This is a genomic window from Variovorax sp. J31P207, assembly GCF_030316965.1.
Taxonomy (GTDB): Bacteria; Pseudomonadota; Gammaproteobacteria; order Burkholderiales; family Burkholderiaceae_C; genus Variovorax; species Variovorax ginsengisoli_B.
This window is the reverse complement of sequence record NZ_JASZYN010000011.1, coordinates 203,975-228,979: the sequence shown is the minus strand read 5'-3', so window position 1 is coordinate 228,979 and position 25,005 is coordinate 203,975. Positions and strand designations below refer to the sequence as shown.

Sequence of the window (25,005 nt, the reverse complement as noted above, 5' to 3'; positions counted from 1 at the left end):
ACTCAGCGCCGATGATAGTGCGGGTTCCCGTGTGAAAGTAGGTCATCGTCAGGCTCTTACAGCCCAAACCGCCCAGCCCCTCAAAAGGCTGGGCGTTTTGCTTTGTGCGCGCCGTTTTTGCGTTTCAAAGCCAGCCGATGCTGCCGCAGGAATTCGAGTAAACGGGCTTCCGCTGCATACAGATGGCGCCTGCCTTGCGCGCGCGATCCGATCCGGGTCCAGATTTCTCCGATGGCATCGCTCTTGGCCGCAAGCGCGCTGCCGAGCGCCAGGACGGCGGGATGCACATAGGACTTCTTGCACACCGCCGGCGTGTTGCCCAGCTGCTTCGCCACCGCCGAGAGAATCTCCTTCGCGCTGAAGCGCGCCGCATCCGGTTCTCCCGTGGGGCAGGCGATGCGCGTCAGTTCGAGCGCCTGGACCGTGCCGTGCCAGGTACGAAAGTCCTTGGCTGTGAAGTCACCATCAGCGATTTCGCGCAAGTAGGCGTTTACATCCGTGGAGGAGATCCCGCGCGGGGTGCCGTCCTCTGACTGGTACTGGAACAGCTCCTGGCCGGGCAGCTGCTGGCACCTTCGAACGATCGCCGCGATGCGTGCATCGTCCACCCGAGCCTCGTGCATCACGCCGCTCTTGCCGCGGAAACGCAGCCTGAGCGCACCGCCCTGGATGTCGACGTGCTTGTTGCGCAAGGTCGTGAGCCCGTAGGAACCATTGCTGCTGGCATATTCCTCATTGCCGACGCGCAGGAAGGTGGTGTCGAGCAATCGCACCAAAGTGGCCAGGACCAGTTGCCGCTCCACCGGGGCCGCCTTGGCGACCGTGGCCAGGTCGCGCGCCACGCGGCGGCGAATCGCGGGCAGCGCCCGGCCGAAGGCTTCCAGCCGTTCGAATTTGCGTTCGTCCTTCAACGTACGCCATTCGACGTGATAACGGTACTGTTTGCGGCCACGTGCGTCGATCCCGGTGGCCTGCAGGTGGCCGTTCGCGACCGGGCAGATCCATACCTTGTCGTAGGCCGGTGGTATCGCGAGGCGGCGAATGCGCAGCATCTCGTCGTCGTCGCGCAGCCAGTTGCCGCGGCTGTCCCGGTAGCGAAATCCGGCACCACGCCGGACCCGGCTCCAGCCCGGCATGTCGGGGTTCACGTAGACCAGACCGTTGGCAAGGGGAACGGGGCGTTGGTTCGCGGTGGGCATGGTGTTTGCGACAATCTCGACCGAGCAGTGCACAGAGAGGCCTACAGCCTGCCGATGCGGTCGGCGCGCCGCTGTAGGACGCCGCAAGCGTTGCCGGTGCGCTGCGCACCTGTCGCACCGTCCTGCTTTCTTGTCGAACACCCTTTCTCCCGGAGATTTCCATGTCGTCAGTCTGGTCCCGTCGCGCCCGTTGGGGTGCGCTTCCTGCCGTTGTCGTGCTTGCTGCAGCGTGCAGTTCGGTCGCGCCGTCGCGCGTCGCCGAGCCCGTCAAGGTCAAGGTCTTCGTTGGCGCCATGTTCGAGATCGGCCAGAACACCGGGGACCGCGCCGGCGAGTTCCAGCACTGGTACGAGCGCTACTGGAAGGGGGCCGTGCCGGTCACCGTGCCCGGCGCGCTGCAGCCCGTGTACTGCAACATGGATGGCGTCTGCGGCTCGGTGCTCGGCATGGGCAAGGTCAACTCGTCGGCGTCGATGCAGGCGATCCTGACCAGCCCGAAGTTCGACTTCTCGAAGGCCTACTACGTGATATCCGGCGTTGCCGGCACGCCGCCCTCGCGCGGCACCATCGGCGAGGTCAGCTGGGCGACCTGGCTGGTCGACTACGACCTCGGGCATCGCTGGGCGCCGGAGGAGAACAAGGCCGGCGAGCCGACTTTCATGCCGCGCAAGGGCTACGAGGAGTACCGGCGCTTCAAGCTCAACCCCGAACTGGTGGCCTGGGCGATGAAGCTCTCGGCCGACACGCCGCTGAAGGACTCCGACTCCGCCAAGGCCTACCGGCTGCGCTACCCGCAGGCGGCTGCGCGCCGCGCGCCTTTCGTCGGCACCGGCACGCACATGACCGGCGACACCTTCTTCCATGGGCCGGGGATGTCGAACCAGGCGCAGTACATCGCCAAGCTGTACGGCGCCGACGACTACGTGATCACCGAGATGGAGGCGGCCGCGATTACGCTGGTGATCAAGCGCCAGTATGGTACCGACCGGGTGATGAGCCTGCGCGGGGCGGTCAATTTCGACCAGGGCAACCCGCGCGAGACCACCCTGCAGCACCTGGACCCGGCACCCGGCGAAACCGCCGGTGGCTTCGCCGAGACGGTCCAGAACATCGAGCTCGTCGGCAGCCGCGTGGTCGATCACATCGTCACCGACTGGCCGCAGTGGCAGGCCGGCGTGCCGCCGCTTCCGGCGCGCTAGAACAAGGAGGCGGTCTGCGCGGCCGCCTCGTCGGCCGGTGCCTTGCCGCGGCGCGCCGCGCCGCCCGGCACCACCGGCTCGGCGGCGGCTTCGCCGGCCTTGGCGAGTGTGCCGACCCGCACGCCGAGCAGGCGCAGCGGCCGCTCGAGCGGCACCCGCTTGAGGCATTGGCCGGCGATCCGGCGAATCGCCTTCGGGTCGGCCGTGAAGGATTCGATGGTCTGGTCGCGGGTCGCGATCTTGAAGTCGCCGTAGCGCAGCTTGATGCCGATGGTCTTGCCGACGTAGCCCTTGCGCTGCAGGTCCGCGGCCAGCTGCTCGCACAGGCGGGTGAAGATGGCGCCGAGCTCGGCCCGGTCGCGCACCGCATGCAGGTCGCGCTCGAAGGTGGTCTCGCGGCTCATCGACACCGGCTCGCTCTCGGTCACGACCGGCCGCTCGTCGCGGCCCCAGGCGACCTCGTGCATCCAGGCGCCGGTGGCCTTGCCGAAGCGGGCGATGAGCCAGTCGCGCTCCTTCGCGGCGAGCTCGCCGATGGTGCGGATGCCGTGGCCTTGCAGCTTCTCGTCGGCCTTGGGCCCGATGCCGTTGACCTTGCGGCAGGGCAGCGGCCAGATGCTGGCCTGCAGGTCGCGCTCGAAGACGATCGAGATTCCGTTCGGCTTGTCGAACTCGCTGGCCATCTTGGCCAGCAGCTTGTTGGGTGCGACGCCGATCGAGCAGGTCAGGCCGGTGGCTTCGAGGATCGACTTCTGGATCAGCCGGGCCAGCACCCGCCCGCCTTCGCGCTGGCCGCCCGGCACATCCGTGAAGTCGATGTAGACCTCGTCGACGCCGCGGTCCTCCATGAGCGGGGCGATCTCGGTGATGACCTGCTTGAAGCGGCGCGAGTATTTGCGGTATTCGTCGAAGTCCACCGGCAGGATCAGCGCCTGCGGGCACAGCTTGGCGGCCTTCATGAGCCCCATCGCCGAGCCGATCCCGAACTGGCGCGCCGCGTAGGTGGCGGTGGTGATGACGCCGCGGCCGGTGTAGTCCTTGAGCAGCGGGAAGGCGGCCACCGGGATGTCGGCCAGGGTGCCGCCCTCCGGCACGTTGCGCAGGGCCTCGTCGACCTTGCGCCGGCCGCCGCCGATCACCATCGGCAGGCCCTTGAGCTGCGGGTAGCGCAGCAATTCGACAGAGGCGTAGAAAGCGTCCATGTCGAGGTGGGCGATGCGGCGGATCGGTACGGTCGTCACGTCTTCGATTGTCGCGCACGGTAGCTTGGCGAGGCTTGCGCTGGATGGCATGCCGGTGCCATGATCCAGCCCATGCAGACGCTCGCAACGATCCTCTGGCGCCGGCTCGGGCAGCCGGGCCACGACGTCTGCCGGCTCGAGCGCGCGGGCGAGAACTGGCAGATCGACGGCGGGGCCGCCTTCCGCCACGAGGACGGGCGGGTGGCCCAGCTGCACTACCGCGTGCGCTGCGACCGCGCCTGGCATACCCAGTGGTGCACGGTGCGCGGCTGGCTCGGCGGCGAGGCCATCGACCTGTCGATCGTCCACGGCGCCCATGGCGTCTGGAAGCTCAATGACGTGCCGGTGGCCGAACTCGGCCACTGCGTCGATCTGGACCTCGGCTTCACGCCGGCCACCAACCTGCTGCAGCTGCGCCGGCTGCACCTGGCAGCCGGCGAATCCGCCGATGCGCCGGTGGCCTGGCTCGACCTCGACGGCGGCGGCCTAACCGAGCTGCAGCAGCGCTACGAGCGGCGCAGCGACAGCGACTACTGGTACGCGGCACCGCGCTTCGACTATGAAGCGATGCTCGAAGTCACGCCCGACGGCTTCATCCGCCGCTACCCCACGATGTGGGAAGCCGAAGCCTGAGTCAGTGGTCGTGGTGCAGGTAGGAGGCCTGCTTCGGAAGCCGCCAGGCGACCGCGAAAGCCAGCACCATCATGCCGGTCACGTACCAGAAGAAGGCGCTCTCGTGGCCGATCGACTTGAGCCCCAGCGCGACGTACTCGGCCGATCCGCCGAAGATCGCATTGGCCACCGCATAGGCCAGCCCGACACCCAGCGCGCGCACTTCGGGCGGAAACATCTCGGCCTTCACGATGCCGCTGATCGAGGTGTAGAAGCTCACGATGGCCAGGGCCAGGATGATCAGCAGGAAGGCCGCGACGGGGCTGGTCACGTTCTGCAGCGCGGTCAGGATCGGCACCGTCGCCACGGCACCCAGGCCGCCGAACAGCAGCATGTTGGTGCGCCGGCCGATGCGGTCTGACAGCGCGCCGAACAGCGGCTGCATGCACATGTAGACGAACAGCGCGACCGTCATGACATAGCTGGTGGTCTTGATCGGCAGGCCGACCGTGTTGACCAGGTACTTCTGCATGTAGGTCGTGAAGGTGTAGAAGATCAGCGAGCCGCCGGCGGTGTAGCCGAGCACGGTGAAGAAAGCGGCCTTGTGATGCTTGAAGAGTCCCGCGAGGCTGCCGGCCTCCTTGTTGGCCCGCGACTCGGCGCTTTGCGTCTCGTGCAGCGTGCGGCGCAGGAACAGCGCCACGACCGCCGCGATGGCACCGATCACGAACGGGATGCGCCAGCCCCAGGCCTTGAGCTCGGCCTCGCTCAGCAGCTGTTCGAGGACCACGATGACGAGCACCGCGAGCAGCTGGCCGCCGATCAGCGTGACGTACTGGAAGGACGAGAAGAAGCCGCGCTGGCCGCGCAGCGCGACCTCGCTCATGTAGGTGGCGGTGGTGCCGTACTCGCCGCCCACCGACAGGCCCTGGAACAGCCGGCAGACCAGCAGCAGGAAGGGCGCCCAGGCGCCGATGGCCGCATAGGTGGGCAGGCAGGCGATGGCCAGCGAGCCGGCGCACATCATCGTGACCGAGATCAGCATCGAGGTGCGGCGGCCGTAGCGGTCAGCGACGCGGCCGAACAGCCAGCCGCCGATCGGGCGCATCAGGAAGCCGGCGGCGAACACGCCGGCGGTGTTGAGCAGCTGCGCGGTCGGGTCGGACTTGGGAAAGAAGGAAGGCGCGAAATAGAGCGCGCTGAAGGCGTAGACGTAGAAGTCGAACCACTCGACCAGGTTGCCTGAAGAGGCCGCCATGATCGCGAAGATGCGATGGCGTTTTTCTTCGGAGGTGTAGGGGCGGTGGAAGGTGGCGGGATCGACGGCGCGGGCCGTCCCCGCGACGGACGCGGCGGAGCTCATGGGGAAGTGCTTCTATCGAGTTGTTATGGCGCTTCCCATGATGCGCCTTGCGGCCCGCCGCCGCTGTCGGCCGCGGCCGTGACCCGGCTGGCAGTGCGTCTTCAGAAGGTGCCGGGCAAGAGGATGCTGGAGTCGACCTGGTCGATCTGCGTGCGGCCGCAGAAGGCCATCGTGATGTCGAGTTCCTTGTGGATGATCTGCAACGCGCGGGTCACGCCGGCCTCGCCGTAGGCGCCCAGGCCGTACAGGAAGCTGCGGCCGATCATCGTGCCGTGGGCGCCCAGCGCGCGCGCCTTGAGCACGTCCTGGCCGCTGCGGATGCCGCCGTCCATCCAGACTTCGATCTCGGTGCCCACCGCCTCGGCGATCGCCGGCAGCGCCGCGATCGAGGAGGGCGCGCCGTCGAGTTGGCGGCCGCCGTGGTTCGAGACGATCAGTGCGTCGGCGCCGCTGGCCGCCGCGAGGCGTGCATCCTCGACGTCCATGATGCCCTTCAGGATCAGCTTGCCGCCCCAGAGCTTCTTGATCCACTCGACGTCGGCCCAGCTGAGGGTCGGGTCGAACTGCTCGGCGGTCCACGACGACAGCGAGGACAGGTCCTTGACGCCCTTGGCATGGCCCGCGATGTTGCCGAAGGTGCGGCGCTTGGTGCCCAGCATGCCCATGCACCAGCGCGGCTTGGTCGCGAGGTTCATGAGGTTCTTGAGCGTCGGCTTGGGCGGGGCCGTGAGGCCGTTCTTGATGTCCTTGTGGCGCTGGCCGAGGATCTGCAGGTCGAGCGTGAGCTGCAGCGCGCTGACGTTGGCGGCGCGGGCGCGCTCGATCAGGCGCTCGATGAAGTCGCGGTCGCGCATCACGTAGAGCTGGAACCAGAACGGATGGCGGTCGGTCTTCTCGGCGATGTCCTCGAGCGAGCAGATGCTCATGGTCGAGAGCGTGAACGGGATGCCGAAGGCCTTGGCGGCACGTGCGCCGTGGATCTCTCCGTCGGCATGCTGCATGCCGGTCAGGCCGGTCGGGGCGATGGCCACCGGCATCGCGACCTCCTGGCCGATCATCGTGGTGCGGGTCGAGCGGCCTTCCATGTTGACTGCCACGCGCTGGCGCAGCTTGATCTTCTGGAAGTCGCTTTCGTTGGCGCGGTAGGTGCCTTCGGTCCAGGCGCCGGAGTCGGCGTAGTCGTAGAACATGCGTGGCACGCGGCGCTTGGCGATGACTCGCAGGTCTTCGATGGTCGTGATCTTGGACAGGTCTGGCACGAGAAAAGGCTCCTGGGTTCTGTGGCTGCGCAATGGGTATTATCTTCGGGACGGCTGGCGCCTTGTAACCGGTGCACCAACGCGGCACGGCAGTTGCTTGCATCTGGTGCATGGAAACGCCCGTCCTGCCCGCCCCGGCCAGCCATCCCCTGTGGAAACACCAGCTCGGCCTGTTGCTCGAATCGACCGGCGAGGGCATCTTCGGCATCGACCTCGACGGCCACTGCATGTTCATCAACCGGGCCGGTGCGCAGATGCTCGGACACGAGCGCACCGAGGTGCTGGGCCGCAACATGCACGAGCTCACGCACCACTCGCATCCGGACGGCTCGCACTATGCCGACACCGACTGCCCGATCTTCAACGCCTTCCGGCGGGGCCTCGTCTGCCGCATCGACACCGAGGTCTTCTGGCGCCGCGACGGCAGCGCCTTCGCGGTCGAGTATTCGAGCCATCCGATCCTGGATGGCGGCCAGGTGCGCGGCGCGGTCATCACCTTCGTCGACATCACCGAGCGCCGGCGCTCGGCGCTGGCGCTGCAGCAGGCCAAGGACGAGCTCGGGCTGCGCGTGGAGGAGCGCACGCGCGCGTTGAGCGATGCGCTGGCGCAGCTGCGCGAGCTCTCGGCATGGCTCGACAAGGTGCGCGAGGACGAGCGCACCCGCATCGCGCGCGAGGTGCACGACGAACTCGGCAGCCTGCTGGTGGCGCTCAAGATGGACGTCGACTGGATCGGCAAGCGACTCGGCGAGCAGCAGGAGCGGGCGCCCGACGACGCGCAGCAGATGCGCACGCTGATGCGCAGCAAGTGCCGCAACATGAGCGGGCTGATCGAGCGCGCGGTCGACAACGTCGGCCGCATCATCACCGACCTGCGGCCCAGCATCCTCGACCACCAGGGGCTGTGGGCGGCGCTCGAATGGCAGGCTCACGAGTTCGTGCAGTCGGCCGAACTCGCGCTCGACTGGCAGATGGATGTCGCGCCCGGCGTCGAGCTGCCCGAGCCGGCCGCGATCGCGGTGTTCAGGATCTTCCAGGAGATGCTCAGCAACGTCGGGCGGCATGCGCGTGCGAGCCGGCTCGACATCCGCATCGAGGCCGTGGCCGGGCAGTTGCACATCCGCGTGCGCGACGACGGCATCGGCGCGCCGGCCCATGTCTTCGAGGCCCCGACCGCCTACGGCGTGCAGGGCATGCGCGAACGGGCGCTGCACTTCGGCGGTCGCGTCGCGATCGAGAGCGAGCCCGGCGCGGGCAGCGTCTTCAGCCTGGAGCTGCCCTTGCCATGAGAGAAGACAAGGACATCCGCGTGCTGATCGGCGACGACCACCGCATCGTGCGCGAAGGGCTCAAGCAGGTGCTGGGCGACCTCGCGAACGGGCCTCCGGAGATGGTGGTGGTGGGCGAGGCGCAGACCGGCGCCGAGGTGCTCGATCGCGTGTCGGCGCTCGGCGGTCCGGAAGGACTGGACGTGGTGCTGCTCGACATCGCGCTGCCGGGCCGCGACGGGCTGGACGTGCTGCAGGCCTTGCGCAAGCAGTGGCCCGCGCTCCCGGTGCTGATGCTCAGCACCTACCCCGAGAAGCAGTATGCGGTGCGCTGCATCAAGCTCGGCGCCGCCGGCTACCTGCACAAGAGCGCCGACCCGGACGATATGGTCGGCGCGGTGCGCAAGGTGGCGGCCGGCGGCAGGTACGTGTCGCCGGCGACGGCGGAGGCGCTGGCCGCGGCGGTCGGCAGCGCCGCCGGGCAGGGCGCCGATGCGCTCTCGCACCGCGAGCACCAGGTCTTCAGGCTGCTCACGGACGGCCAGACCGTGAGCGAAATCGGTGCGCGGCTCGGCCTGGCGCCCAATACGGTCAGCACCTACCGGGCCCGCATCCTCGAGAAGACCGGGACCAAGAACGACGTCGAGCTCGCGCTGTACGCCGAGCGCCACGCGAAGGGCGCGCCGGCGGGCTGAAGAAGAGCGGCCTGGGCCTGCCGTGTAGTGCTGCCCCTACACGGCATCGACCGGGGCCCCGCGATCTGGCATGGCGAGGCCTGCAGGCGGGCCAACCGGCCCGGCACTTGCATCGTGCCCCTCATCTTTTCAACGAGGTGCACCATGTCCAGACTGCCTGAAGCCCCGGCCAGCGACCCCTTCGACGCCGACCGCCCGCTCGCGATGCGCTGTGCCTGCGGCCGCGACCATGCGCCCGGCGCGCATGTCGGCGCGATCGAGGACGCGAACGCCAAGCTCGAGGCCAGCCTGGTGAAGGCGCTGTTCCCGGTCGACAGCGTGCGCCGCGGCTTCCTTCGCGCGGTGGGTGCGAACACCGCGCGCGCCGCGATCCTGTCCGTATTGCCGCTCGGCGCGCTGCAGGCGATGGCGCAGGACAAGGGGCCGCTCGAGAAGAAGAACCTGAAGATCGGCTTCATTCCGATCACCTGCGCGACGCCGCTGATCATGGCGCACCCGCTGGGCTTCTATCAGAAGCAGGGGCTCGATGTCGAGGTCGTGAAGACCGCGGGCTGGGCGCTGATCCGCGACAAGATGCTCAACAAGGAATACGACGCCACCCATTTCCTGTCGCCGATGCCGCTGGCGATCTCGATGGGCGCCGGCGCCAATGCGACGCCGATGAACGTGGCCGCGATCCAGAACACCAACGGCCAGGCGATCACGCTGGCCAACAAGCACAAGGACAAGCGCGATCCGAAGCTGTGGAAAGGCTTCAAGTTCGCGGTGCCCTTCGAGTACAGCATGCACAACTTCCTGCTGCGCTACTACGTGGCGGAAGCGGGGCTGAATCCCGACACCGACATCCAGATCCGCGTCGTGCCGCCGGCCGAGATGGTGGCCAACCTGCGGGCCGGCAACATCGACGGCTACCTCGGGCCCGATCCGTTCAACCAGCGCGCGGTGTTCGAGGAAGTCGGCTTCATCCACATCCTGACCAAGGAGATCTGGAATGGCCATCCGTGCTGCGCCTTCGGCACCTCGAGCGCCTTCATCCAGCAGAACCCGAACACCTTCGCGGCGCTCACGCGGGCCGTGCTGACCGCCTCGGCGATGGCGCGCGAGGCCAAAAACCGCGAGCTGATCGCCAAGGTGATCGCGCCGGCGCAGTACCTGAACCAGCCCGAGACCGTGCTGACCCAGGTGCTGACCGGCCGCTTCGCCGACGGCCTGGGCAACATCCGCACGGTGCCCGACCGGATCGACTTCGACCCGATACCGTGGCAGTCGATGGCGGTCTGGATGCTGACGCAGATGAAGCGCTGGGGCTACGTCAAGGGCGAGGTCGACTACAAGCAGCTGGCCGAGAAGGTGTTCCTGATCACCGATGCCAGGAAGCGCATGAAGGAGCTCGGCCAGACGCCGCCCGAGGGCGCCTATCCGAAGTTCACGATCATGGGGCGCGTGTTCGATCCGGCGAAGCCGGACGAGTACGCGCGCAGCTTCGCGATCAGCAAGCTGGCCGGCTGAACGACATGAAGAAGTCGCTGCGGCTCAGGTCCGCGCTGCTGTCGCTGGTGCTGTTCCTGGCCTTCCTCGCGGTCTGGCAGGTGGCGACCATGTCGCCGGGCGCGGTGGCCTCGCAGGTCGGCATGACCCCCGAGCAGATCGAGTACCAGAAGATGCTCGGCAAGGATCCGGGCCAGGTGAAGGCGGCCGGCTTTCCGACGCCGGCCGAGATCGGCGCGACCGCATGGAAGCACCTGTCGAACCCGTTCTACGACAACGGCCCGAACGACAAGGGCATCGCGATCCAGCTCGCTTGGTCGCTGGGCCGCGTGGCGCTCGGCTTCCTGCTGGCCTGCCTGGTGGCGGTGCCGCTGGGCTTCGTGATCGGCATGTCGCCGCTGCTGCAGAAGGCCTTCGACCCCTTCATCCAGGTGCTGAAGCCGATCTCGCCGCTGGCCTGGATGCCGCTCGCGCTCTACACGATCAAGGATTCTTCCACCAGCGGCATCTTCGTGATCTTCATCTGCTCGGTATGGCCGATGCTGCTCAACACCGCCTTCGGCGTCGCCTCGGTCAAGCGCGAATGGCTCGCCGTGGCCAGCACGCTCGAGGTGAAGCCGCTGCGGCGCGCCTTTCGCGTGATCCTGCCGGCGGCGGCGCCGACGATCCTGACCGGCATGCGCATCAGCATGGGCATCGCCTGGCTGGTGATCGTGGCCGCCGAGATGCTGGTCGGCGGCACCGGCATCGGCTACTTCGTCTGGAACGAATGGAACAACCTGTCGCTCACCAACGTGATCTTCGCGATCCTCGTGATCGGTGTCGTCGGCATGCTGCTCGACATGGCCTTCGCCGGACTGCAGAAGAAGGTGACCTATGTGGAGTGACCAGGGGATCGCCATGAATCCAGCCATCGCCGCCGCGCCTGCCGCCGCCAACGCTTTCCTCCGCATTGAAGGGCTCTCGAAGTCCTTCGTGCCGGGCCAGCCGGTGTTCGCCGAGGTCGGCTTCACGATCGAGCGCGGCGAGTTCGTCTGCATCATCGGCCACTCGGGCTGCGGCAAGACGACCATCCTCAACGTGCTGGCCGGGCTCGATGCGGCGACCGGCGGCCATGTGTTCATGGACGGGCGCGAGCTCGCGGGACCGAGCCTCGAACGCGGCGTGGTGTTCCAGAGCCACGCCTTGATGCCCTGGCTCACGGTGCGGCGCAACATCGCCTTCGCGGTGCAGTCGCGCTGGCCCGAATGGCCGGCCGCCAAGGTCGACGAGCAGGTGCGCAGGTTCGTGTCGTTGGTCGGCCTCGACGGCGCGATCGACAAGAAGCCCTCGCAGCTCTCGGGCGGCATGAAGCAGCGCGTGGGCATCGCGCGGGCCTTCTCGATCCAGCCGAAGATGCTGCTGCTCGACGAGCCCTTCGGCGCGCTGGATGCGCTCACGCGCGGCACCATCCAGGACGAGCTGATGGCCATCGTGCGCCAGACCCAGCAGACGGTCTTCATGATCACGCACGATGTCGACGAGGCGATCCTGCTGGCCGACCGCATCCTGCTGATGCGCAACGGCAGCGAAACCGCGGCGGGCTACCGGCCCGGCAACATCGCCGAGACCGTGGTCAATCCGCTGCCGCGCGAGCGCACGCGCGCAGGGCTGCACCACCTCGACGGCTACTACCCGCTGCGCAACCACATCGTCGACTTCCTCGTCAAGCGCGCCAGGGCGGCCTGACTTATTGTCCCCATTCATCACAACCAACAGGAGCATTCGAAATGAACCGCAACGACGTCACCGAGAAGATCATCACCGTGAAGGTGGCCAAGGGCATCCAGTGGGCCGACGTGGCGAAGAAGGTCGGCTTGTCGAAGGAGTGGACCACCGCCGCCTGCCTCGGCCAGATGACGCTCGACGCTGCCCAGGCCAAGGTGATCGGCAAGATCTTCGGACTCACGGCCGAGGAGCAGAAGTGGCTGCAGGTGGTGCCGTACAAGGGCTCGCTGCCGACCCCGGTGCCGACCGATCCGCTGATCTACCGCTGGTACGAGGTGGTGAGCGTCTACGGCACCACGATCAAGGAACTGATCCACGAGGAGTTCGGCGACGGCATCATGAGCGCGATCGACTTCAGCATGGACATCCAGCGCCAGGCCGACCCCAAGGGCGATCGCGTGAACGTGGTGCTGTCGGGCAAGTTCCTGCCATACAAGACCTACTGATCGGGCAGCCGCCAGCAGACTTGCAGGCATCGGCGCAGAATCCCTCGTCCAACATCGACGAGGAATGATTCATGCGGATCCTGGTAGTGGGCGCGGGTGCGCTCGGTGGGTATTTCGGTGGCCGGCTGCTCGAGGCAGGCAAGGATGTCACCTTCCTGCTGCGCCCGCGAAGGGCGGCGCAACTCGCGAAGACCGGCCTGGTGATCAAGAGCCCGAAGGGCGACCTGGCGCTGCCGGCGCCGCCTTCGGTGCAGGCCGATGGCATCGAAGGCCCCTTCGATGTCGTCGTGGTCGGCTGCAAGGCCTACGACCTGGCGGAGACGATGACATCGTTCGCGCCCGCGGTCGGACCCGGGACGGCCATTCTTCCCTTGCTGAACGGCATGCGACATCTGGACGAACTCGGCAATCGCTTCGGCGCCGAGCGCGTGCTCGGCGGACTGTGCATGATCTCGGCCTCCCTCGACGACGAGGGCGCGGTGCTGCATCACAACGACATGCACGGCCTGACCTATGGCGAGCTCAGCGGCGAACGCTCGGCCCGCGTGCAGGCCCTCGAGAGCGCCTTTGCCGGCGCGAACTTCGAAGCCCGCGCTTCCGGGAACATCCTGCAGGACATGTGGGAGAAGTGGATGTTCATCGCCTCGGCCGCCAGCATGACCTGCCTGATGCGCGGCACCGTCGGCGACATCGTGCAAAGCGGCGGCACCGATGTCGCGGACGCCATGGTGGACGAGTGCGCCGCGATCCTGGCCCACAACGGCTTTGCGCCGCGTCCGGAGTCGCTGGCACGCGCGCATGCGATGCTGAAGGTCAAGGGTTCCTCGATGACGGCGTCGATGTTCAAGGACATCGAACGCGGTGCGGCGATCGAAGCCGATCACATCGTGGGCGACTTGTTGCGCCGCAGGGCCGACGGCGGCGAACGGGTCACGCCGCTGCGGATCGCCTGCGCGCACCTGCTGGCCTACGAGGCCCGGCGAGCGCGGGAAGCGAGCCGCGGCTGATCGGCTACTTCAGCCTGCAGAAGGGCCAGCCCTCGATGCCGGCCCAGATGCAGGCCCGAATCCATGCGACCACGATCTGCGGGTCCTGGGCTTGCGGCACGGTTGTCATCTTGATCAGCATCACGGCCTCCGTAGCGGTGTGGAGCGAACTCCCATGTGTAGAGGTATAGCGCCGGCGAGGCGACGACGGCAGCAGTCGCCAGCCTGAGACGGCGTGGGCCGCGGCGCGGGCCGGCTGTACGCCGTTTGTCGGTTGCGGGCCGTCGGTCGCGGCTGACAGGCGTCGGACGCCTTCGCCTGCCTCACCGCCTGGCGTTCGCCACCACGCCGGCGCCGCGCACCTCGAGCCTGATTTCGTCGGCCACCTGGCCGCGCGCGTCGATCAGCTGCACTCGATGCCGGCCGGGCCAGGGCAGCCACTGCGCGCTGCCGCCGCGCGCCAGGGGCTTGCCGTCGATGCGCCATTGCACGCCCCGGCCCTCGGCCTCGAAGCGCACGCGCTGGCGATCCGGCGGGATGTCGGGGTCGAGCGCGAGGATCGTGCCGTCCGCCGGCGCCGTGATGCGCGGCGCCGCCTGCGCCGCCGACGCTTCGGGCGCGATCGCGAACAGCGGCTGCTCGGTGCCGGCGATGAACCACTCGCTGCGTGCCGCCTCGAGCGCATCGCCGAAGCGCACCTGCGCCTGCAGCACGCCGGCCGGCGGTGTCGGCGCCCGGCTCGGTTCATTGCGATGCAGGAATGCCATCGTCTGCGCCCAGACCGGCGCGGCGCCGCTGGTGCCGCTCACGTCCCACATCGGTGCGCCGCTGGCGTTGCCGACCCAGACGCCGACCGTGTAGCGCTCGGACCAGCCGATCGCCCAGTTGTCGCGCATGTCCTTGCTGGTGCCGGTCTTCACGGCACTCCAGAAGCGGGTGCCGAGCACGCTGTCGAGGCCGAAGGTTCGGGCGCGGGCGTTCGGGTCGGCCAGGATGTCGCCGACGATGAAGGCGGCTCGCGGATCGATGGCGACGGCCTGGCCCCTGGCGGTGGAAGCCGGCCCGGGCAGGTCGCGGGTGTCGCCGAAGCGCCCGCCGTTGGCGAGCGTCCGGTAGGCGTTGGTGAGCGTCAGCAGCGAGACCTCGGCGCTGCCGAGCGCCAGGCTGTAGCCGTAGTAGTCGCCGCTCTGCGCCAGCGGCAGGCCGGCTGCGCGCAATTGGCGCGCGAAGGCTTCGGGCGAGACCATCACCAGCGTGCGCACGGCCGGCACGTTGAGCGAGGCCGCGAGCGCGGTGCGCACCGAGACGTAGCCCTTGAACTGGCGGTCGTAGTTCTGCGGGATGTAGAGCCCGCCGGCGGTGTTGATCTGGGCCGACGAGTCGTCCAGCAGCGAAGCGGCCGTGAGCCTGCGCTCGGCCAGCGCCTGCGCGTAGAGGAAGGGCTTGAGGGTCGAGCCCGGCTGCCGCTGCGCGAGCACGCCGTCGACCTCGGCCGCACGGCTCAGCGTGCCGGACGAGCCGACCCAGGCCAGCACCTCGCCGCTGGCGTTGTCGAGCACGACCAGCGCGCCATCCTCGACGTTGCGCCCGCGCAGTTCGCGCAGCTGGCGCTGCAGTGCATCGAGCGCGAAACGCTGCAGCGGCGCCCGCAGGGTGGTTCGCAGCGGTCCGGCCGGATAGCCGGCTTCCTTCAGCGCCCGGCGTGCCAGGTGCGGCGCGACGCCTTCGCTCGGATCGAAGGCGCGCCGCTGCAGCGCGGCACTGGCGAACATGTCGAGCGCCGCGCAGTCGGGCTTGTAGCCGGGCTCCATCGCCCGCATCAGCTCGCAGGCCCGTTGCGCCACCAGCGCGGGCTTGGCGTTGGGCGCACGCACCAGCGCGGCCGCCACCGCCGCCTCGCGGGCGTCGAGTCCGTGCGGCGCCTTGCCGAACAGCGTGCGCGACAGGGCGTCGATGCCGACGATCTCGCCGCGGAAGGGCACGGTGTTGAGGTAGGCCTCGAGGATCTGGTCCTTGCGCCACTGGCGCTCCAACTGCTGGGCCGCGACCGTCTGGCCCAGCTTCTGCGCCAGGCTGCGGCCGCCCCCGGCGCGGTGCAGGTCGTCGTCGAGCAGGCCGGCGAGCTGCATCGTGATCGTCGAGGCGCCGCGGGTGCGGGTGTTCCAGAGGTTGCCCCAGGCCGCCGCCGACACCGCGCGCCAGTCGACGCCGCTGTGCGCGTAGAAGCGCTTGTCCTCGCTCAGCAGCATCGCGCTGCGCAGGGCCGGCGAGATGTCGGCCAGCGCGATCCAGTCGCCTCGCCGCACGCTGGTGTCGGTGCGCACGCGCTGCAGCAGCAGGCCGTCGCGGTCCAGCACCGCGCTGTCGGACGGGCGGAAATCGCGCCGGACCTCGTCGAAGGTGGCAAGACCGGCCCAGGCCGGTGCCGCCAGCAGGGCGGCCAGCGCGAGGGCGAGCGGCGCAGCCTTCATGTCGGTTCCAGCCGCTCCATGTGCCGGCAGATCTCGCCCGGCGTGGTGAACCATATCTCGCCGCGGTCGCGCAGGCCAGCCAGATGGCCGAGCGCGCGGCGCAGGTGGCGCAGCCGGTAGGGCTGGCCGACGATGTAGGGGTGCAGCGCGAGGCCCATCACCAGGGGCTGGCGGCGCGACTGCTCGAGCATCTCGTCGGCGTTGTCGATGACCATGGCGGCGAAATCCTTGGCGTCCATCTGGCGCGCGATGATCATCGGGATGTCGTTGAGCTCCTGTGGATAGGGCACCGACCACAGCGTGCGGCCGCTGCGCGTACGCATGCGGATCGGCTGGTCGTCGTGGCACCAGTTGAGGGTGTAGCCGTAGCCGGCCTCGGCCAGCAGGTCGGGCGTCAGATGGCTTTCGGAAATCCAGGGCGACAGCCAGCCGGCCGGTGCCTGGCCGCTTTCGGCGTGCATCCGTTCGCGGCAGTCGGCGAGCAGCGCCGCTTCTTCGGCCTCGGCCATGTCGGCCTGGCGCTCGGAGTTGCTGTGGCCATGGCCGATGAGTTCGTCGCCCCGCGCGACCGAGGCAGCGACCAGTTCCGGGCAGTGGTCGTAGAGCGCGGTGTTGAGCAAGGTGCTCGAAGGCAGGCCGAGGCTGTCGAACAGTTCGAGACAGCGCCAAGCGCCGACCCGGTTGCCGTATTCGCGCCACGAGAAGTTCAGCACGTCCGGATGCGGATGCACCGGACCGATGCATGCGCCCATGCCCTCGCCGAAGGCGAAATGCTCCAGGTTGAAGCCCAGGTAGACCGCCAGCCGGGCGCCGTTGGGCCAGGCATGGTCGGCCCGACGGGTGATCGGCAGGTAGTCGAAGCGGCCGTGCGCGCGCAGCGGGCCGAGGTAGCGGGCTGTCATGGGAATCTCCAGATAGCGGCGCCTCACACCGGGCGCCGGGCCAGCAGGGCCCAGACACCGGCGGCCGACAGCAGCGAGCCGCCGGCGAGGTTGAAGCGCCGCTGCGCCCGCGGCGAGGCCAGCAGGCGCCGCGCCGAGCCCGCGAACACCGCATACAGCGTGGCGTTGAGCGCCGCCATGAAGACGAAGGTCAGGGCCAGCACCCACAGCTGATGCGTCACGCTGGCGCGCGGATCGATGAACTGCGGCAGGAAGGCGACGAAGAAGACGATGCCCTTGGGATTGAGCGCGGTCACGAGGTAGGTGTTGGCAAACAGCTTCCAGCGCGAGCCGGGCGCGGCGGGCGCCGCCAGCACGGCCGGCGAGATGCCGGCGCGCAGCAGCTTGATGCCGAGGTAGAGCAGGTACAGGCCACCGACCCACTTGATGGCGGTGAACCAGAAGGCCGAGGTCGCGAGCAGGGCGCCGAGGCCCAGCAGCGAGACGACCAGCGCGGTCGAATCGCCGAGCGCGACGGCCGCCACCAGCGGCAGGTTGGCGCGCTTGCCGTGGGCCACCGAATAGCTGATGACCGTGAGGATGGTGGGCCCGGGAATGATCAGCAGCACCGCCGATGCGGCGACGAAGGCGAGCCAGAGCTGGAGGGACATGAGGTGGTTTCCTTTGTGTTGAACGATCGAATGCTGCTTTCGACCTGGAGGCGGGTACGCCTATCGCTCTTGGCGCTCGAGAATGACTTCCCACAGGGCCTTCGGCTGCTGATAGCGCTCGACGACCTGCTCGTCGGCGCTGAGAAGGCGCCAGCCCGAGGCGAACAGCCGGTCGATCGCGGCGCGGTCGAAGAAGCGCTTGGGGAAGCCGTCCACCAGGTAGAAGTTGTCGGCGCCCGCTTCGAGGTCGGGGCGGGCGCCATGATGGAAGTCGCGGGTCGAGTTGAGCCGGCACAGCAGCAGGCCGCCGGGCCGCAGCTGCCGACGGATGCGCTCGGCCAGCGCCATCGTCTCGGGCCAGTCGAAGTAGTGCAGCGAGAGGCTGGCGACGACCACGCCGACCGTGCCGGCGACCAATGGAAAGGGTTCGCGAATGTCCCGGCAATGGAACTCCGCCGCGGGCACGCGAGCGCGAGCCTCTTCGATGGCTTCGGCGCTGAGGTCGATGCCCACCACGTGCAGGCCCGCGGCGGCCAGCGTCCGGGTGTCGCGGCCGCTGCCGCAGCCGAGTTCGAGAATCGCCGTGCCGTCGGCGTGCGCGACCACCATCGGCAGCCAGCGTTCGAGCCAGGGGTCGGTCGGGGAGGGCGCAGTCATCGGCGCCTGCGGGCTATGCATCCAGGACCAGCTGCGTCTGCGTGACCACCGCGCACAGCTTGCCTTCGGCCGAGCGGATCGTGGTCTGCCACACCATCGTGGTCCGTCCCCGGTGCAGCGCCACCGATTCGCCGACCACGGTAGTGTCGACGCGCGCCCCGCCGATGAACTTGGTGCTGGAGTCGGTGGTCGTGGTGCGCTTGCCCTGCGGCAGGTTGATGATCGTGCCGACGGCGCCCAGGGTGTCGGCGAACGCCATGTAGGCGCCGCCGTGCAGGATGCCGCCGGCGGTGCAGAGGTCGGCCCGCACGGGCAGCTCTGCAACGACGCGTTCGGGTTCGAGCGTGACGAGGCGAACCCCCATCAGCCCGGGGAACAGCGGTTCGAGGAGCTGCTGAATTTGTTCGACGGTGGGCATCGGTGCGTCCGGTTCTCAGCCTTGGGCACCGAAGCGAACGGCGGTCCGTGCGCGGGCGCGCGCGGCCTCGATCTCGCGGTCGCGCGGATCGGCCGTGGTCACCAGCGATTCGATCAGCGCCCGGGCCGCGGCAGTGACGTCTTCGACCGCGCGATCGAAGGCCGCCTCGTTGGCCTTGGAAGGGCGGGCGAAGCCGCTGAGCTTGCGCACGAACCGCAGCGATGCCGCGCGCATTTCTTCTTCGGTGGCGGGCGGCTCGAAGTTGAACAGGGTCTTGATACTTCTACACATCGTGTCTCCATGCGAGAGGGTTCGATCGCGCAGTGTGCGCAAGTTCGAGCGCGAGCTCAACCCCGCGCGACCCTGCTACTTCGCCGCCTCCACCTTGACCCGCGCATTCGGCATCTCACCGAACATCTCGGGCGCATACAACGCCTCGACCCGGCTCGGCGGCAGCGCGAAGTCGCCGACGTTGTTGAGGCGCAGCGTGTATTCCATCTTCACGACCCCCTTGGGCAGGTATTCGTAGTAGCTGCGGAAGGCCTCGAAGCTGCGTTCCTCGAAGGCCGGCCAGCCGCTGCCCGAACGCTTCTCGCCCTGGGTGGCGATCTGCGAGTCACGGCCCAGGCCGCCGCCGAGGATGGTGGCGCCGCCGGGGATCGGGTCGGTGATCGCGACCCAGGTCATGTCGGCGCTGGCGTTGACCTCGAGGCTCACGCGCAGCACGTCGCCCCGCGTGAAGACGCCCGCCACGGCCTGCTCGACCGGCGTCACGGTCTTCTTGATCGCATAGCCGGCCGCGAAGGCTTCCTTCAGCGGCACCGCGGCCAGCGACTGCAGCGTGAGCCAGGGCTTGCCGCTGCCGCTTTGCGTGACCAGCAGCGTGTCGCGCGCGGCGGCGGCCGGCCATGGAACGAACATCGTGTTGTTGCGCAGCATGCCGGGCGACGCCGGTGCGCCGAAGGCGCTCGCCTGGTTCGGGGCGCCGCCGGGGTCGCCGGCCTTGACCGGCTCGACCTTGCGCCAGTCGACCTGGGCCTTGGCCGTGCCCAGGGTGGCCGCGGTGATGCCGGTGACCGGCGCGCTCTCGAATCGCCGCGAGAACTTCTCCAGCGCCAGGCCGCCCCACAGGTTGGCGGTGGTGGTGCGCCAGGCGCCGTTCTGCTGGCGGCCGATGAAGCCGTTCGCCAGCTTGCCGATGTCGTCCTTCCACGCCGGATCGTCCTGCACCGCCAGCAGCAGCCGCGCGCTGTTGACGTCGCCATTGGCCATCAGCCACCACCAGTTGTCGTCCTGCTCGGTGCTGAACAGGAGGCGCGTGCCCTGGAAGCTCAGGCGCGCCTTGAGCACGTTGTTCGCTTCGTCCAGGCGCTGCTGGCGCTGCGGGACGTCCGGCACCCGCCGCAGGATCTGCAGCCAGTCGATCAGCGCGCTGGTCGGCCACTGGTTGGGGGCGATGGTGATGCTGCCGGTCATGCGGCCCTGGGCCTTGCCGTAGCGCGACAAGGCCTCGAGGGCGGCAAGCTTGCGCACGTCGAGGTCCTTGCGGGGGCTCCAGAACTCGCGCTGGATGCGGCCTTCGACGAAGGCGATCAGGCCCTGAACCATCGGTGCACTCGCCGCTTCGGGCAGGGCGAAGGCCGGGTCGAGCGCGGCCGCCTCGTGGGTCGATGCCAGCAGGTAGGCGGTCAGGATGTCGCTGCCGCGGTTCGCCTCGCCATCGCGCGGCGGGAAGTAGTTGGCCAGGCCGTCGCCGTCGAGGTAGGTCGGCAGCTGCGCCACCACCGCCTGCCAGCCCTTGCCGTCGCGCAGGCCGATCGACTTGCTGGCCTTCTGCTCCAGGCAGGCATAGGGGTAGGCGGCGAACCAGTCGCGCACGCCGGTCAGGCCTTCGGCCAGGCGCGGCTGCAGCGACAGGCGCAGGCCGCCGCGACCGGGCAGGGCGTCCGCCGGCGGGCCGACGTCGAGCGTGAACGGGCCGTCGAGCTGCACCAGGGTCGCCTGCTGCACCGTCAGCGGCACCGCCGGCAGGATGCGCTGGCGCACCTTGAGCGCATCGCGCGCCCCGCCGAGCGTGTCGCGGGCTTCGATCTCCCACAGGATCGCCTCGGCCCGCGTCTGCGCCAGCTGGGCCGGCGCTGTCACGGTCCAGGCCAGCTCGCGCGCTTCGCCGGCCGGGATCTCGACCGTCTGCGGCGCCAGCGTGAGCAGGGTCGCGCGCGGCGTGGCCTCGACCTTCATCGCGTTGGCCGTGGTGTTGCGCAAGGTGACCTGGGCCCGGAACTGGTCGTCCTCGCGCACCAGCGGCGGCAGGCCGCTGATGATCTGCAGGTCCTGGGTGGCGCGGATCGAGGCCTGGCCGGTGCCGAAGAGGCCGGTGCCGGCGTCGGCCACCGCGACGATCCGGAAGGTCGTCAGCGCATCGTTGAGCGGCACCGTCAGCGTCGCCTGGCCGTTGGCATCGAGCACCACGGCCGGCTTCCACAGCAGCAGGGTGTCGAGCAGCTCGCGCGTCGGGCTCTTGCCGCCGCCACCGCCCGCGGGCACGGCCTTGCGGCCGTAGTGCCGGCGGCCGACGATCTCCATCTGCGCGGTCGAGGTGCCGACGCCCCAGCTGCGCCGCTGCAGCATGGCCTCGAGCAGGTTCCAGCTGTCGTTGGGCAGCAGTTCGAGCAGCGCCTCGTCGACCGCCGCCACCGCCACCTCGGCGCCGGCCGCGGGCTTGCCGTCGGGCAGCCGGCCGCTGATCGTGACCTGCGCCTGGCCGCGCACCGGGTAGGCCGGCTTGTCGCTCGCGACCTTGACGTCGATGCGATGCGCCTGCGTGCCGACCCGGATCTCGCCCAGCCCGAGCCGGTAGGCCGGCTTGCTGAGATCGACCAGGGCGGTCGGCGCCACGTATTCCTTGCCCTCGTACCAGAAGGCGGTCCACCACTCGCGCGGCGAACGGAAGCCCCAGGTGAAGAAGCTGTACCAAGGCACTTCGCGCAGCCGTCCGCGCAGCGCCAGCACGCTGACATAGACGTTGGGGCCCCATTCGGGCTTGACCTGCAGGGTCACGGTCGGGTCCTGGCCGTTGAGCTGGACCACGTGGGTCTCGATCACGCCTTCGCGCTCGACCGAGACCAGCGCGGTGGCGAAGCGGAACGGGCTGCGGACCTGGAACCTGGCGACCTCGCCGGGCTGGTAGCTCTTCTTCTCGGGCAGCACGTCGATGCGGTCGTGGTCTTCGCCGCCGAACCAGAGCTCGCCCTGCCGCGTGACGTAGACCGAGCTCGCGGCGCGGCTGTCGCGGCCGTCCTTGTCGGTGGCGCTCGCGATCAGCTCGACCTGTCCCGGCTCCTTGAGCTCGACCTCGCACAGCAGCAGGCCGCGGGCATCGCTCTTGCCGCTGCAGATGGTGCCGATCTCCTTGACCTCGGTCTTGTTGTCGTAGGTGTAGAAGCCGCCCACCATGCGCTTGCGGCTGGTGGTCGTGATGCGGGCGATGGCGCGCACGTTGAGCGTCACGCCTTCCTGCGGCTTGCCCGCCAGGTCGAGCGCCAGGGCCTGGAACCTGAGCTTCTGGCTGGCCGACACCCAGCCTTCGGTCTTGATGCCGGCGATGACCGCGGCCGGCCACAGCGTGTGGGTGCTGCGCAAGGTCTGCACCTCGCCGTTGGGGTCGGCGTAGCTGGCTTCGAGCAGCAGTTCGCGGGGGCTGGCCCTGGCGACCGGGATCTTGTCGATCGTGAGCTTGCCGGCGCCTTCGCGGTTCAGCGTCAAGGGGAGCTTGTCGGCGATCACGCGCGGATCGTCCGCAGGCGCGGTGGCTTCGTCGCCGTCTTTGCTGGGAGGGGCGAAGCTGAAGGCGTCGAAATCGGGGAAGGAGGGCTGCTTGCCGCGCACCAGCGCCGACACGCGCACCGGCAGCGCCGCCGCGCCGCCGCCGGCCACGTAGTTGATCTGCAGGTCGACCGGCAGCGAGCCGATGGCCACCAGCGGCTTGCTGTCGCTCGGCCCGATCCGGCCCTCGAGCACCGGCAGGCGGAACTCCTCGACCCGGAACTGCCCGCTGGCGTAGCTGCCCGGACCGCCTTCCTCGGCGCTGGCGCTGCCTTCCTTGCTGCTTCGGAGCTCGACCTGGTAGATCCCGAGCTTGGCCGCCGGCGGGACCGCGAAGCTGCTTTCGCTGCTGAGCCCGCCGGTGGCGGTCTTGCGCCACTGGAGCGGCTGCGTAAACTGCTGGCCGCTGCCCGCATGCGTGACGACCAGCGTGTCCGGCAGCGACTCGGGCAGGCCGAAGCCCTTCTGCGTCTGCGTGCGGATCAGGTGTTTCATCGAGACCGTCTCGCCGGCGCGCAGCAGCGTGCGGTCGAACACGGTGTGGGCGATCCGGTCGGGCTGCGCCTGGAGGCTGGTCGGCACGTTGAAGCGCCAGGGCTCGATGCCGCGCTGCCAGTCGCTCCAGGTGAAGGCGAGGTCCTCGACGCCTTGCGCATCCTTGGCGCGGGCGCTGACGAAGTAGGCGCCGGCCTCGTAGTCGTCGTCGCTGGCGCAGGACGGCGCGTCGGGCGAAATGCCGGTCAGGGTCACCAGTCCCCGGGCGTCGGTGCTGCCCCGGGCCACTTCGCGGCCGTCGCAGGTCGACACCCGCACCGCGGCGTTGGCGACCACGCTGCCCTTGTCCAGGGTCGTGACCCAGGCCACGGCGTTCTCGCGGCCGAGCTTGAAATGCACCGCCAGATTGGTGGCGAGCGCGGTGGTGCGCACGTACATCGTGCGGCCGCTGCCGTAGCGCTCGTCGAGCAGCGCGTCGCCGAGCTTCTGCGAGGCGATCTCGAGCACGTGGAAGCCGGGCGTCAACGGGATGCCGACCACTTCGAAAGGCCGCGGGTCGCCGCTGTCGGCCTTCGGCATGTCCAAGGTGCGCACGCCGGCCTGGCCGCCGAGCAGCGACACCATGCGGGTCTGGATGCTGTCGCGGTCGTCCTTGTCGATCACCTTCGGCAACGCGCCCTTGACGTCGCGCGCGGCCAGCTTGCGCGAGACGTTGTAGTTGTCGTAGCGGCGCACCTTGCGGAACCAGCCAATGATGTCGGCGTCGCTCTTCGGATTCAGGTCGCTGACCTGGCCCGGCGCCGCGCCCAGGGTCAGCGCCTGCACCTGCAGCGCCGGCTCGACCCGGCGCACCGTGACCGGCATCAGCGCCACGCCGCCGGGCTCGGCCAGCCGCTCGACCACGCCGAAGGGCGAAGCCGCGAACTTGGCCAGCGGCGGCATCAGGCCGGTCGCGACCTTGAGCGGGAAGCTGTCGGGCGAGGCCAGCGGACGGCCAGACGCATCCTCGAACTTCGGCGGCAGCGTGATCGTGAACGGCGTCTGCTCGGCGAAGGGCCCGGCGAAGCTCAGCGACTCGACCACCCCATCGTCGTCCCGGGCAGCGTTGTCATCGAACTGCGGCTTGAAGCGCTTGCCGGCGCCGTCGAGCGTGATGGCCGCGGCCAGCTTGCGCGCCACGGGGGCATTGAAGCGCAGCACCATCGGCTTGAGCGGCAGGCAGGCCGATTGCGCGTTCTCGCGCTCGCAGCTGAACGAAACCGCGAAGGGCTCGCGCACATCGAAGCTGAGCCGCCGCTCGACGTTGTTGACCACGCCCGAGGGCGTGGCGACGCCCTTGCCATAGACCAGCTGCACCCGGCTGGCCGGTGGCAGCGTGCGGTTGCACTGCAAGGTCAGGAAGCGCAGCGGCGCCTTGTCGGCGTCCTGGTCGCGCCCGAGCGCCTTGAGCAGGGCGGCGCGCTGCCCGCCGTCGATCTGCCTGACCGGGATGCGCTCGCCGATGCCGCTGGCGGTGCACCAGACGTTCTCCTGCACGCTCTCGGGGGTGGCGGGGCCGTTGAGCTCGAGCATGAAGATCTGCTGCTCGTCGATCTTGCCGTAGCTGGGCTGCCAGTTGCGGATGAAGGGTCCGCCGCTGTTGAAGCGCCAGCTCTCGGGGCCGGTCAGCGCGGCACCGGTGGCCGACTGGAAACCGGCGACCCGCGTGACCGTGCAGCGCACGCCCGGCGGCAGGTCGTTCTCGAAGTCGAAGACCCACTGCCGGTCGCCGGTCCAGCGGCCGCTGCCCTTGCCGGCCTCGGCGTCGGCGCAGGCGACGGCCAGCGGGGCCGGCGCCTTGGGGTCGCCGAAGCGCACCGCGGGCTGGTCGAATTTGGCGACCACCTGGCGCACCCTGGAGACTTCGCCCTGCGGCGTCAGGCTGGTGATCTGCAGCGCGTGGGCCGCTCCCGCGGCCAGGAAGGCGCTGGCAGCCAGCAGGAAGGCGGGTGTCGTTCGGCTCAAGTTTTTTTTCTCCATCCGGTCCGTAGCGCGTCGAGCGTAGCCCATTTGCCCCGGGGCGGC

20 protein-coding genes are annotated in these 25,005 nt (G+C 69.1%); 9 read left to right on the top strand and 11 right to left on the bottom strand.

Annotated features, from left to right (window positions below; all coding sequences use genetic code 11):
• Positions 1-80: 80 nt before the first annotated feature.
• Complete coding sequence (locus QTI68_RS30440) at positions 81-1,199, bottom strand: DNA topoisomerase IB (protein WP_286526929.1); 1,119 nt, start codon at positions 1,197-1,199, stop codon at positions 81-83.
• Between the two features lie 161 nt (positions 1,200-1,360).
• Between QTI68_RS30440 and QTI68_RS30435 the strand changes: the two genes are divergently transcribed.
• Positions 1,361-2,398 (top strand): purine-nucleoside phosphorylase, encoded by a 1,038-nt coding sequence (locus QTI68_RS30435; protein WP_286526927.1) that lies wholly within the window; start codon positions 1,361-1,363, stop codon positions 2,396-2,398.
• Here QTI68_RS30435 and QTI68_RS30430 read toward each other — a convergent pair.
• Positions 2,395-3,600 carry a Y-family DNA polymerase gene (locus tag QTI68_RS30430; RefSeq protein WP_286526937.1) on the bottom strand — a complete coding sequence of 402 codons (1,206 nt, stop codon included), beginning with the start codon at positions 3,598-3,600 and terminating at the stop codon, positions 2,395-2,397. The genes QTI68_RS30435 and QTI68_RS30430 overlap by 4 nt on opposite strands.
• A 111-nt stretch (positions 3,601-3,711) precedes the next feature.
• Between QTI68_RS30430 and QTI68_RS30425 the strand changes: the two genes are divergently transcribed.
• On the top strand, positions 3,712-4,272 hold the full coding sequence (locus QTI68_RS30425) for a putative glycolipid-binding domain-containing protein (RefSeq protein ID WP_286526925.1): 561 nt from the start codon (positions 3,712-3,714) through the stop codon (positions 4,270-4,272).
• 1 nt (position 4,273) lies between these two features.
• Here the strand turns inward: QTI68_RS30425 and QTI68_RS30420 are convergent, their stop codons facing one another.
• Positions 4,274-5,614: an MFS family transporter gene (locus tag QTI68_RS30420; protein ID WP_286526924.1), complete on the bottom strand. Its 1,341-nt coding sequence runs from the start codon at positions 5,612-5,614 to the stop codon at positions 4,274-4,276.
• A gap of 101 nt (positions 5,615-5,715) precedes the next feature.
• A complete protein-coding gene (locus QTI68_RS30415; protein WP_286526923.1) occupies positions 5,716-6,873 on the bottom strand; it encodes an alpha-hydroxy acid oxidase in 1,158 nt (385 codons plus the stop codon).
• Positions 6,874-6,983: 110 nt separating this feature from the next.
• Between QTI68_RS30415 and QTI68_RS30410 the strand changes: the two genes are divergently transcribed.
• From QTI68_RS30410 to panE, 7 genes are all read left to right on the top strand, one after another.
• On the top strand, positions 6,984-8,162 hold the full coding sequence (locus tag QTI68_RS30410) for a sensor histidine kinase (protein ID WP_286526922.1): 1,179 nt from the start codon (positions 6,984-6,986) through the stop codon (positions 8,160-8,162).
• Complete coding sequence (locus tag QTI68_RS30405) at positions 8,159-8,836, top strand: response regulator (RefSeq protein ID WP_286526920.1); 678 nt, start codon at positions 8,159-8,161, stop codon at positions 8,834-8,836. Before QTI68_RS30410 ends, QTI68_RS30405 begins: the two co-directional genes overlap by 4 nt.
• A gap of 144 nt (positions 8,837-8,980) precedes the next feature.
• Complete coding sequence (locus QTI68_RS30400) at positions 8,981-10,345, top strand: CmpA/NrtA family ABC transporter substrate-binding protein (RefSeq protein ID WP_286526919.1); 1,365 nt, start codon at positions 8,981-8,983, stop codon at positions 10,343-10,345.
• Between the two features lie 5 nt (positions 10,346-10,350).
• Positions 10,351-11,211: a nitrate ABC transporter permease gene (ntrB, locus tag QTI68_RS30395; RefSeq protein WP_286526918.1), complete on the top strand. Its 861-nt coding sequence runs from the start codon at positions 10,351-10,353 to the stop codon at positions 11,209-11,211.
• A gap of 13 nt (positions 11,212-11,224) precedes the next feature.
• On the top strand, positions 11,225-12,052 hold the full coding sequence (locus QTI68_RS30390; RefSeq protein WP_286526917.1) for an ABC transporter ATP-binding protein: 828 nt from the start codon (positions 11,225-11,227) through the stop codon (positions 12,050-12,052).
• 41 nt (positions 12,053-12,093) lie between these two features.
• Positions 12,094-12,537: a cyanase gene (gene cynS / locus QTI68_RS30385; RefSeq protein WP_286526916.1), complete on the top strand. Its 444-nt coding sequence runs from the start codon at positions 12,094-12,096 to the stop codon at positions 12,535-12,537.
• Positions 12,538-12,608: 71 nt separating this feature from the next.
• On the top strand, positions 12,609-13,544 hold the full coding sequence (gene panE / locus QTI68_RS30380; protein WP_286526914.1) for a 2-dehydropantoate 2-reductase: 936 nt from the start codon (positions 12,609-12,611) through the stop codon (positions 13,542-13,544).
• Between the two features lie 302 nt (positions 13,545-13,846).
• On the opposite strand, the gene pbpC is transcribed toward panE, so the two are convergent.
• From pbpC to QTI68_RS30345, 7 genes are all read right to left on the bottom strand, one after another.
• Entirely contained in the window at positions 13,847-15,994 is a 2,148-nt protein-coding gene (gene pbpC, locus QTI68_RS30375) for a penicillin-binding protein 1C (protein WP_286526912.1), read from the bottom strand.
• Positions 15,991-16,896, bottom strand: coding sequence for a polysaccharide deacetylase family protein (locus QTI68_RS30370; RefSeq protein WP_286526911.1), 906 nt, complete (start codon positions 16,894-16,896; stop codon positions 15,991-15,993). The genes pbpC and QTI68_RS30370 overlap by 4 nt, the downstream gene beginning before the upstream one ends.
• A 23-nt stretch (positions 16,897-16,919) precedes the next feature.
• Positions 16,920-17,546 carry a LysE family translocator gene (locus QTI68_RS30365; protein WP_286526910.1) on the bottom strand — a complete coding sequence of 209 codons (627 nt, stop codon included), beginning with the start codon at positions 17,544-17,546 and terminating at the stop codon, positions 16,920-16,922.
• A 60-nt stretch (positions 17,547-17,606) separates the two neighbouring features.
• Entirely contained in the window at positions 17,607-18,203 is a 597-nt protein-coding gene (locus QTI68_RS30360; protein WP_286526909.1) for a class I SAM-dependent methyltransferase, read from the bottom strand.
• A gap of 13 nt (positions 18,204-18,216) precedes the next feature.
• Positions 18,217-18,621 (bottom strand): PaaI family thioesterase, encoded by a 405-nt coding sequence (locus QTI68_RS30355; RefSeq protein ID WP_286526908.1) that lies wholly within the window; start codon positions 18,619-18,621, stop codon positions 18,217-18,219.
• A 15-nt stretch (positions 18,622-18,636) separates the two neighbouring features.
• Complete coding sequence (locus tag QTI68_RS30350; RefSeq protein WP_286526907.1) at positions 18,637-18,912, bottom strand: DUF2277 domain-containing protein; 276 nt, start codon at positions 18,910-18,912, stop codon at positions 18,637-18,639.
• 75 nt (positions 18,913-18,987) lie between these two features.
• On the bottom strand, positions 18,988-24,960 hold the full coding sequence (locus QTI68_RS30345) for an alpha-2-macroglobulin family protein (protein ID WP_503011760.1): 5,973 nt from the start codon (positions 24,958-24,960) through the stop codon (positions 18,988-18,990).
• Positions 24,961-25,005: the final 45 nt, after the last annotated feature.

What these genes read in the sequence shown, in the direction of transcription:
- QTI68_RS30440 (WP_286526929.1), bottom strand. Translation starts at nt 1,199, where the DNA reads ATGCCCACCGCGAACCAACGCCCCGTTCCCCTTGCCAACGGTCTGGTC.
- QTI68_RS30435 (WP_286526927.1), top strand. Translation starts at nt 1,361, where the DNA reads ATGTCGTCAGTCTGGTCCCGTCGCGCCCGTTGGGGTGCGCTTCCTGCC.
- QTI68_RS30430 (WP_286526937.1), bottom strand. Translation starts at nt 3,600, where the DNA reads ATGGACGCTTTCTACGCCTCTGTCGAATTGCTGCGCTACCCGCAGCTC.
- QTI68_RS30425 (WP_286526925.1), top strand. Translation starts at nt 3,712, where the DNA reads ATGCAGACGCTCGCAACGATCCTCTGGCGCCGGCTCGGGCAGCCGGGC.
- QTI68_RS30420 (WP_286526924.1), bottom strand. Translation starts at nt 5,614, where the DNA reads ATGAGCTCCGCCGCGTCCGTCGCGGGGACGGCCCGCGCCGTCGATCCC.
- QTI68_RS30410 (WP_286526922.1), top strand. Translation starts at nt 6,984, where the DNA reads ATGGAAACGCCCGTCCTGCCCGCCCCGGCCAGCCATCCCCTGTGGAAA.
- QTI68_RS30405 (WP_286526920.1), top strand. Translation starts at nt 8,159, where the DNA reads ATGAGAGAAGACAAGGACATCCGCGTGCTGATCGGCGACGACCACCGC.
- QTI68_RS30400 (WP_286526919.1), top strand. Translation starts at nt 8,981, where the DNA reads ATGTCCAGACTGCCTGAAGCCCCGGCCAGCGACCCCTTCGACGCCGAC.
- ntrB (WP_286526918.1), top strand. Translation starts at nt 10,351, where the DNA reads ATGAAGAAGTCGCTGCGGCTCAGGTCCGCGCTGCTGTCGCTGGTGCTG.
- QTI68_RS30390 (WP_286526917.1), top strand. Translation starts at nt 11,225, where the DNA reads ATGAATCCAGCCATCGCCGCCGCGCCTGCCGCCGCCAACGCTTTCCTC.
- cynS (WP_286526916.1), top strand. Translation starts at nt 12,094, where the DNA reads ATGAACCGCAACGACGTCACCGAGAAGATCATCACCGTGAAGGTGGCC.
- panE (WP_286526914.1), top strand. Translation starts at nt 12,609, where the DNA reads ATGCGGATCCTGGTAGTGGGCGCGGGTGCGCTCGGTGGGTATTTCGGT.
- pbpC (WP_286526912.1), bottom strand. Translation starts at nt 15,994, where the DNA reads ATGAAGGCTGCGCCGCTCGCCCTCGCGCTGGCCGCCCTGCTGGCGGCA.
- QTI68_RS30370 (WP_286526911.1), bottom strand. Translation starts at nt 16,896, where the DNA reads ATGACAGCCCGCTACCTCGGCCCGCTGCGCGCGCACGGCCGCTTCGAC.
- QTI68_RS30365 (WP_286526910.1), bottom strand. Translation starts at nt 17,546, where the DNA reads ATGTCCCTCCAGCTCTGGCTCGCCTTCGTCGCCGCATCGGCGGTGCTG.
- QTI68_RS30360 (WP_286526909.1), bottom strand. Translation starts at nt 18,203, where the DNA reads ATGACTGCGCCCTCCCCGACCGACCCCTGGCTCGAACGCTGGCTGCCG.
- QTI68_RS30355 (WP_286526908.1), bottom strand. Translation starts at nt 18,621, where the DNA reads ATGCCCACCGTCGAACAAATTCAGCAGCTCCTCGAACCGCTGTTCCCC.
- QTI68_RS30350 (WP_286526907.1), bottom strand. Translation starts at nt 18,912, where the DNA reads ATGTGTAGAAGTATCAAGACCCTGTTCAACTTCGAGCCGCCCGCCACC.
- QTI68_RS30345 (WP_503011760.1), bottom strand. Translation starts at nt 24,960, where the DNA reads ATGGAGAAAAAAAACTTGAGCCGAACGACACCCGCCTTCCTGCTGGCT.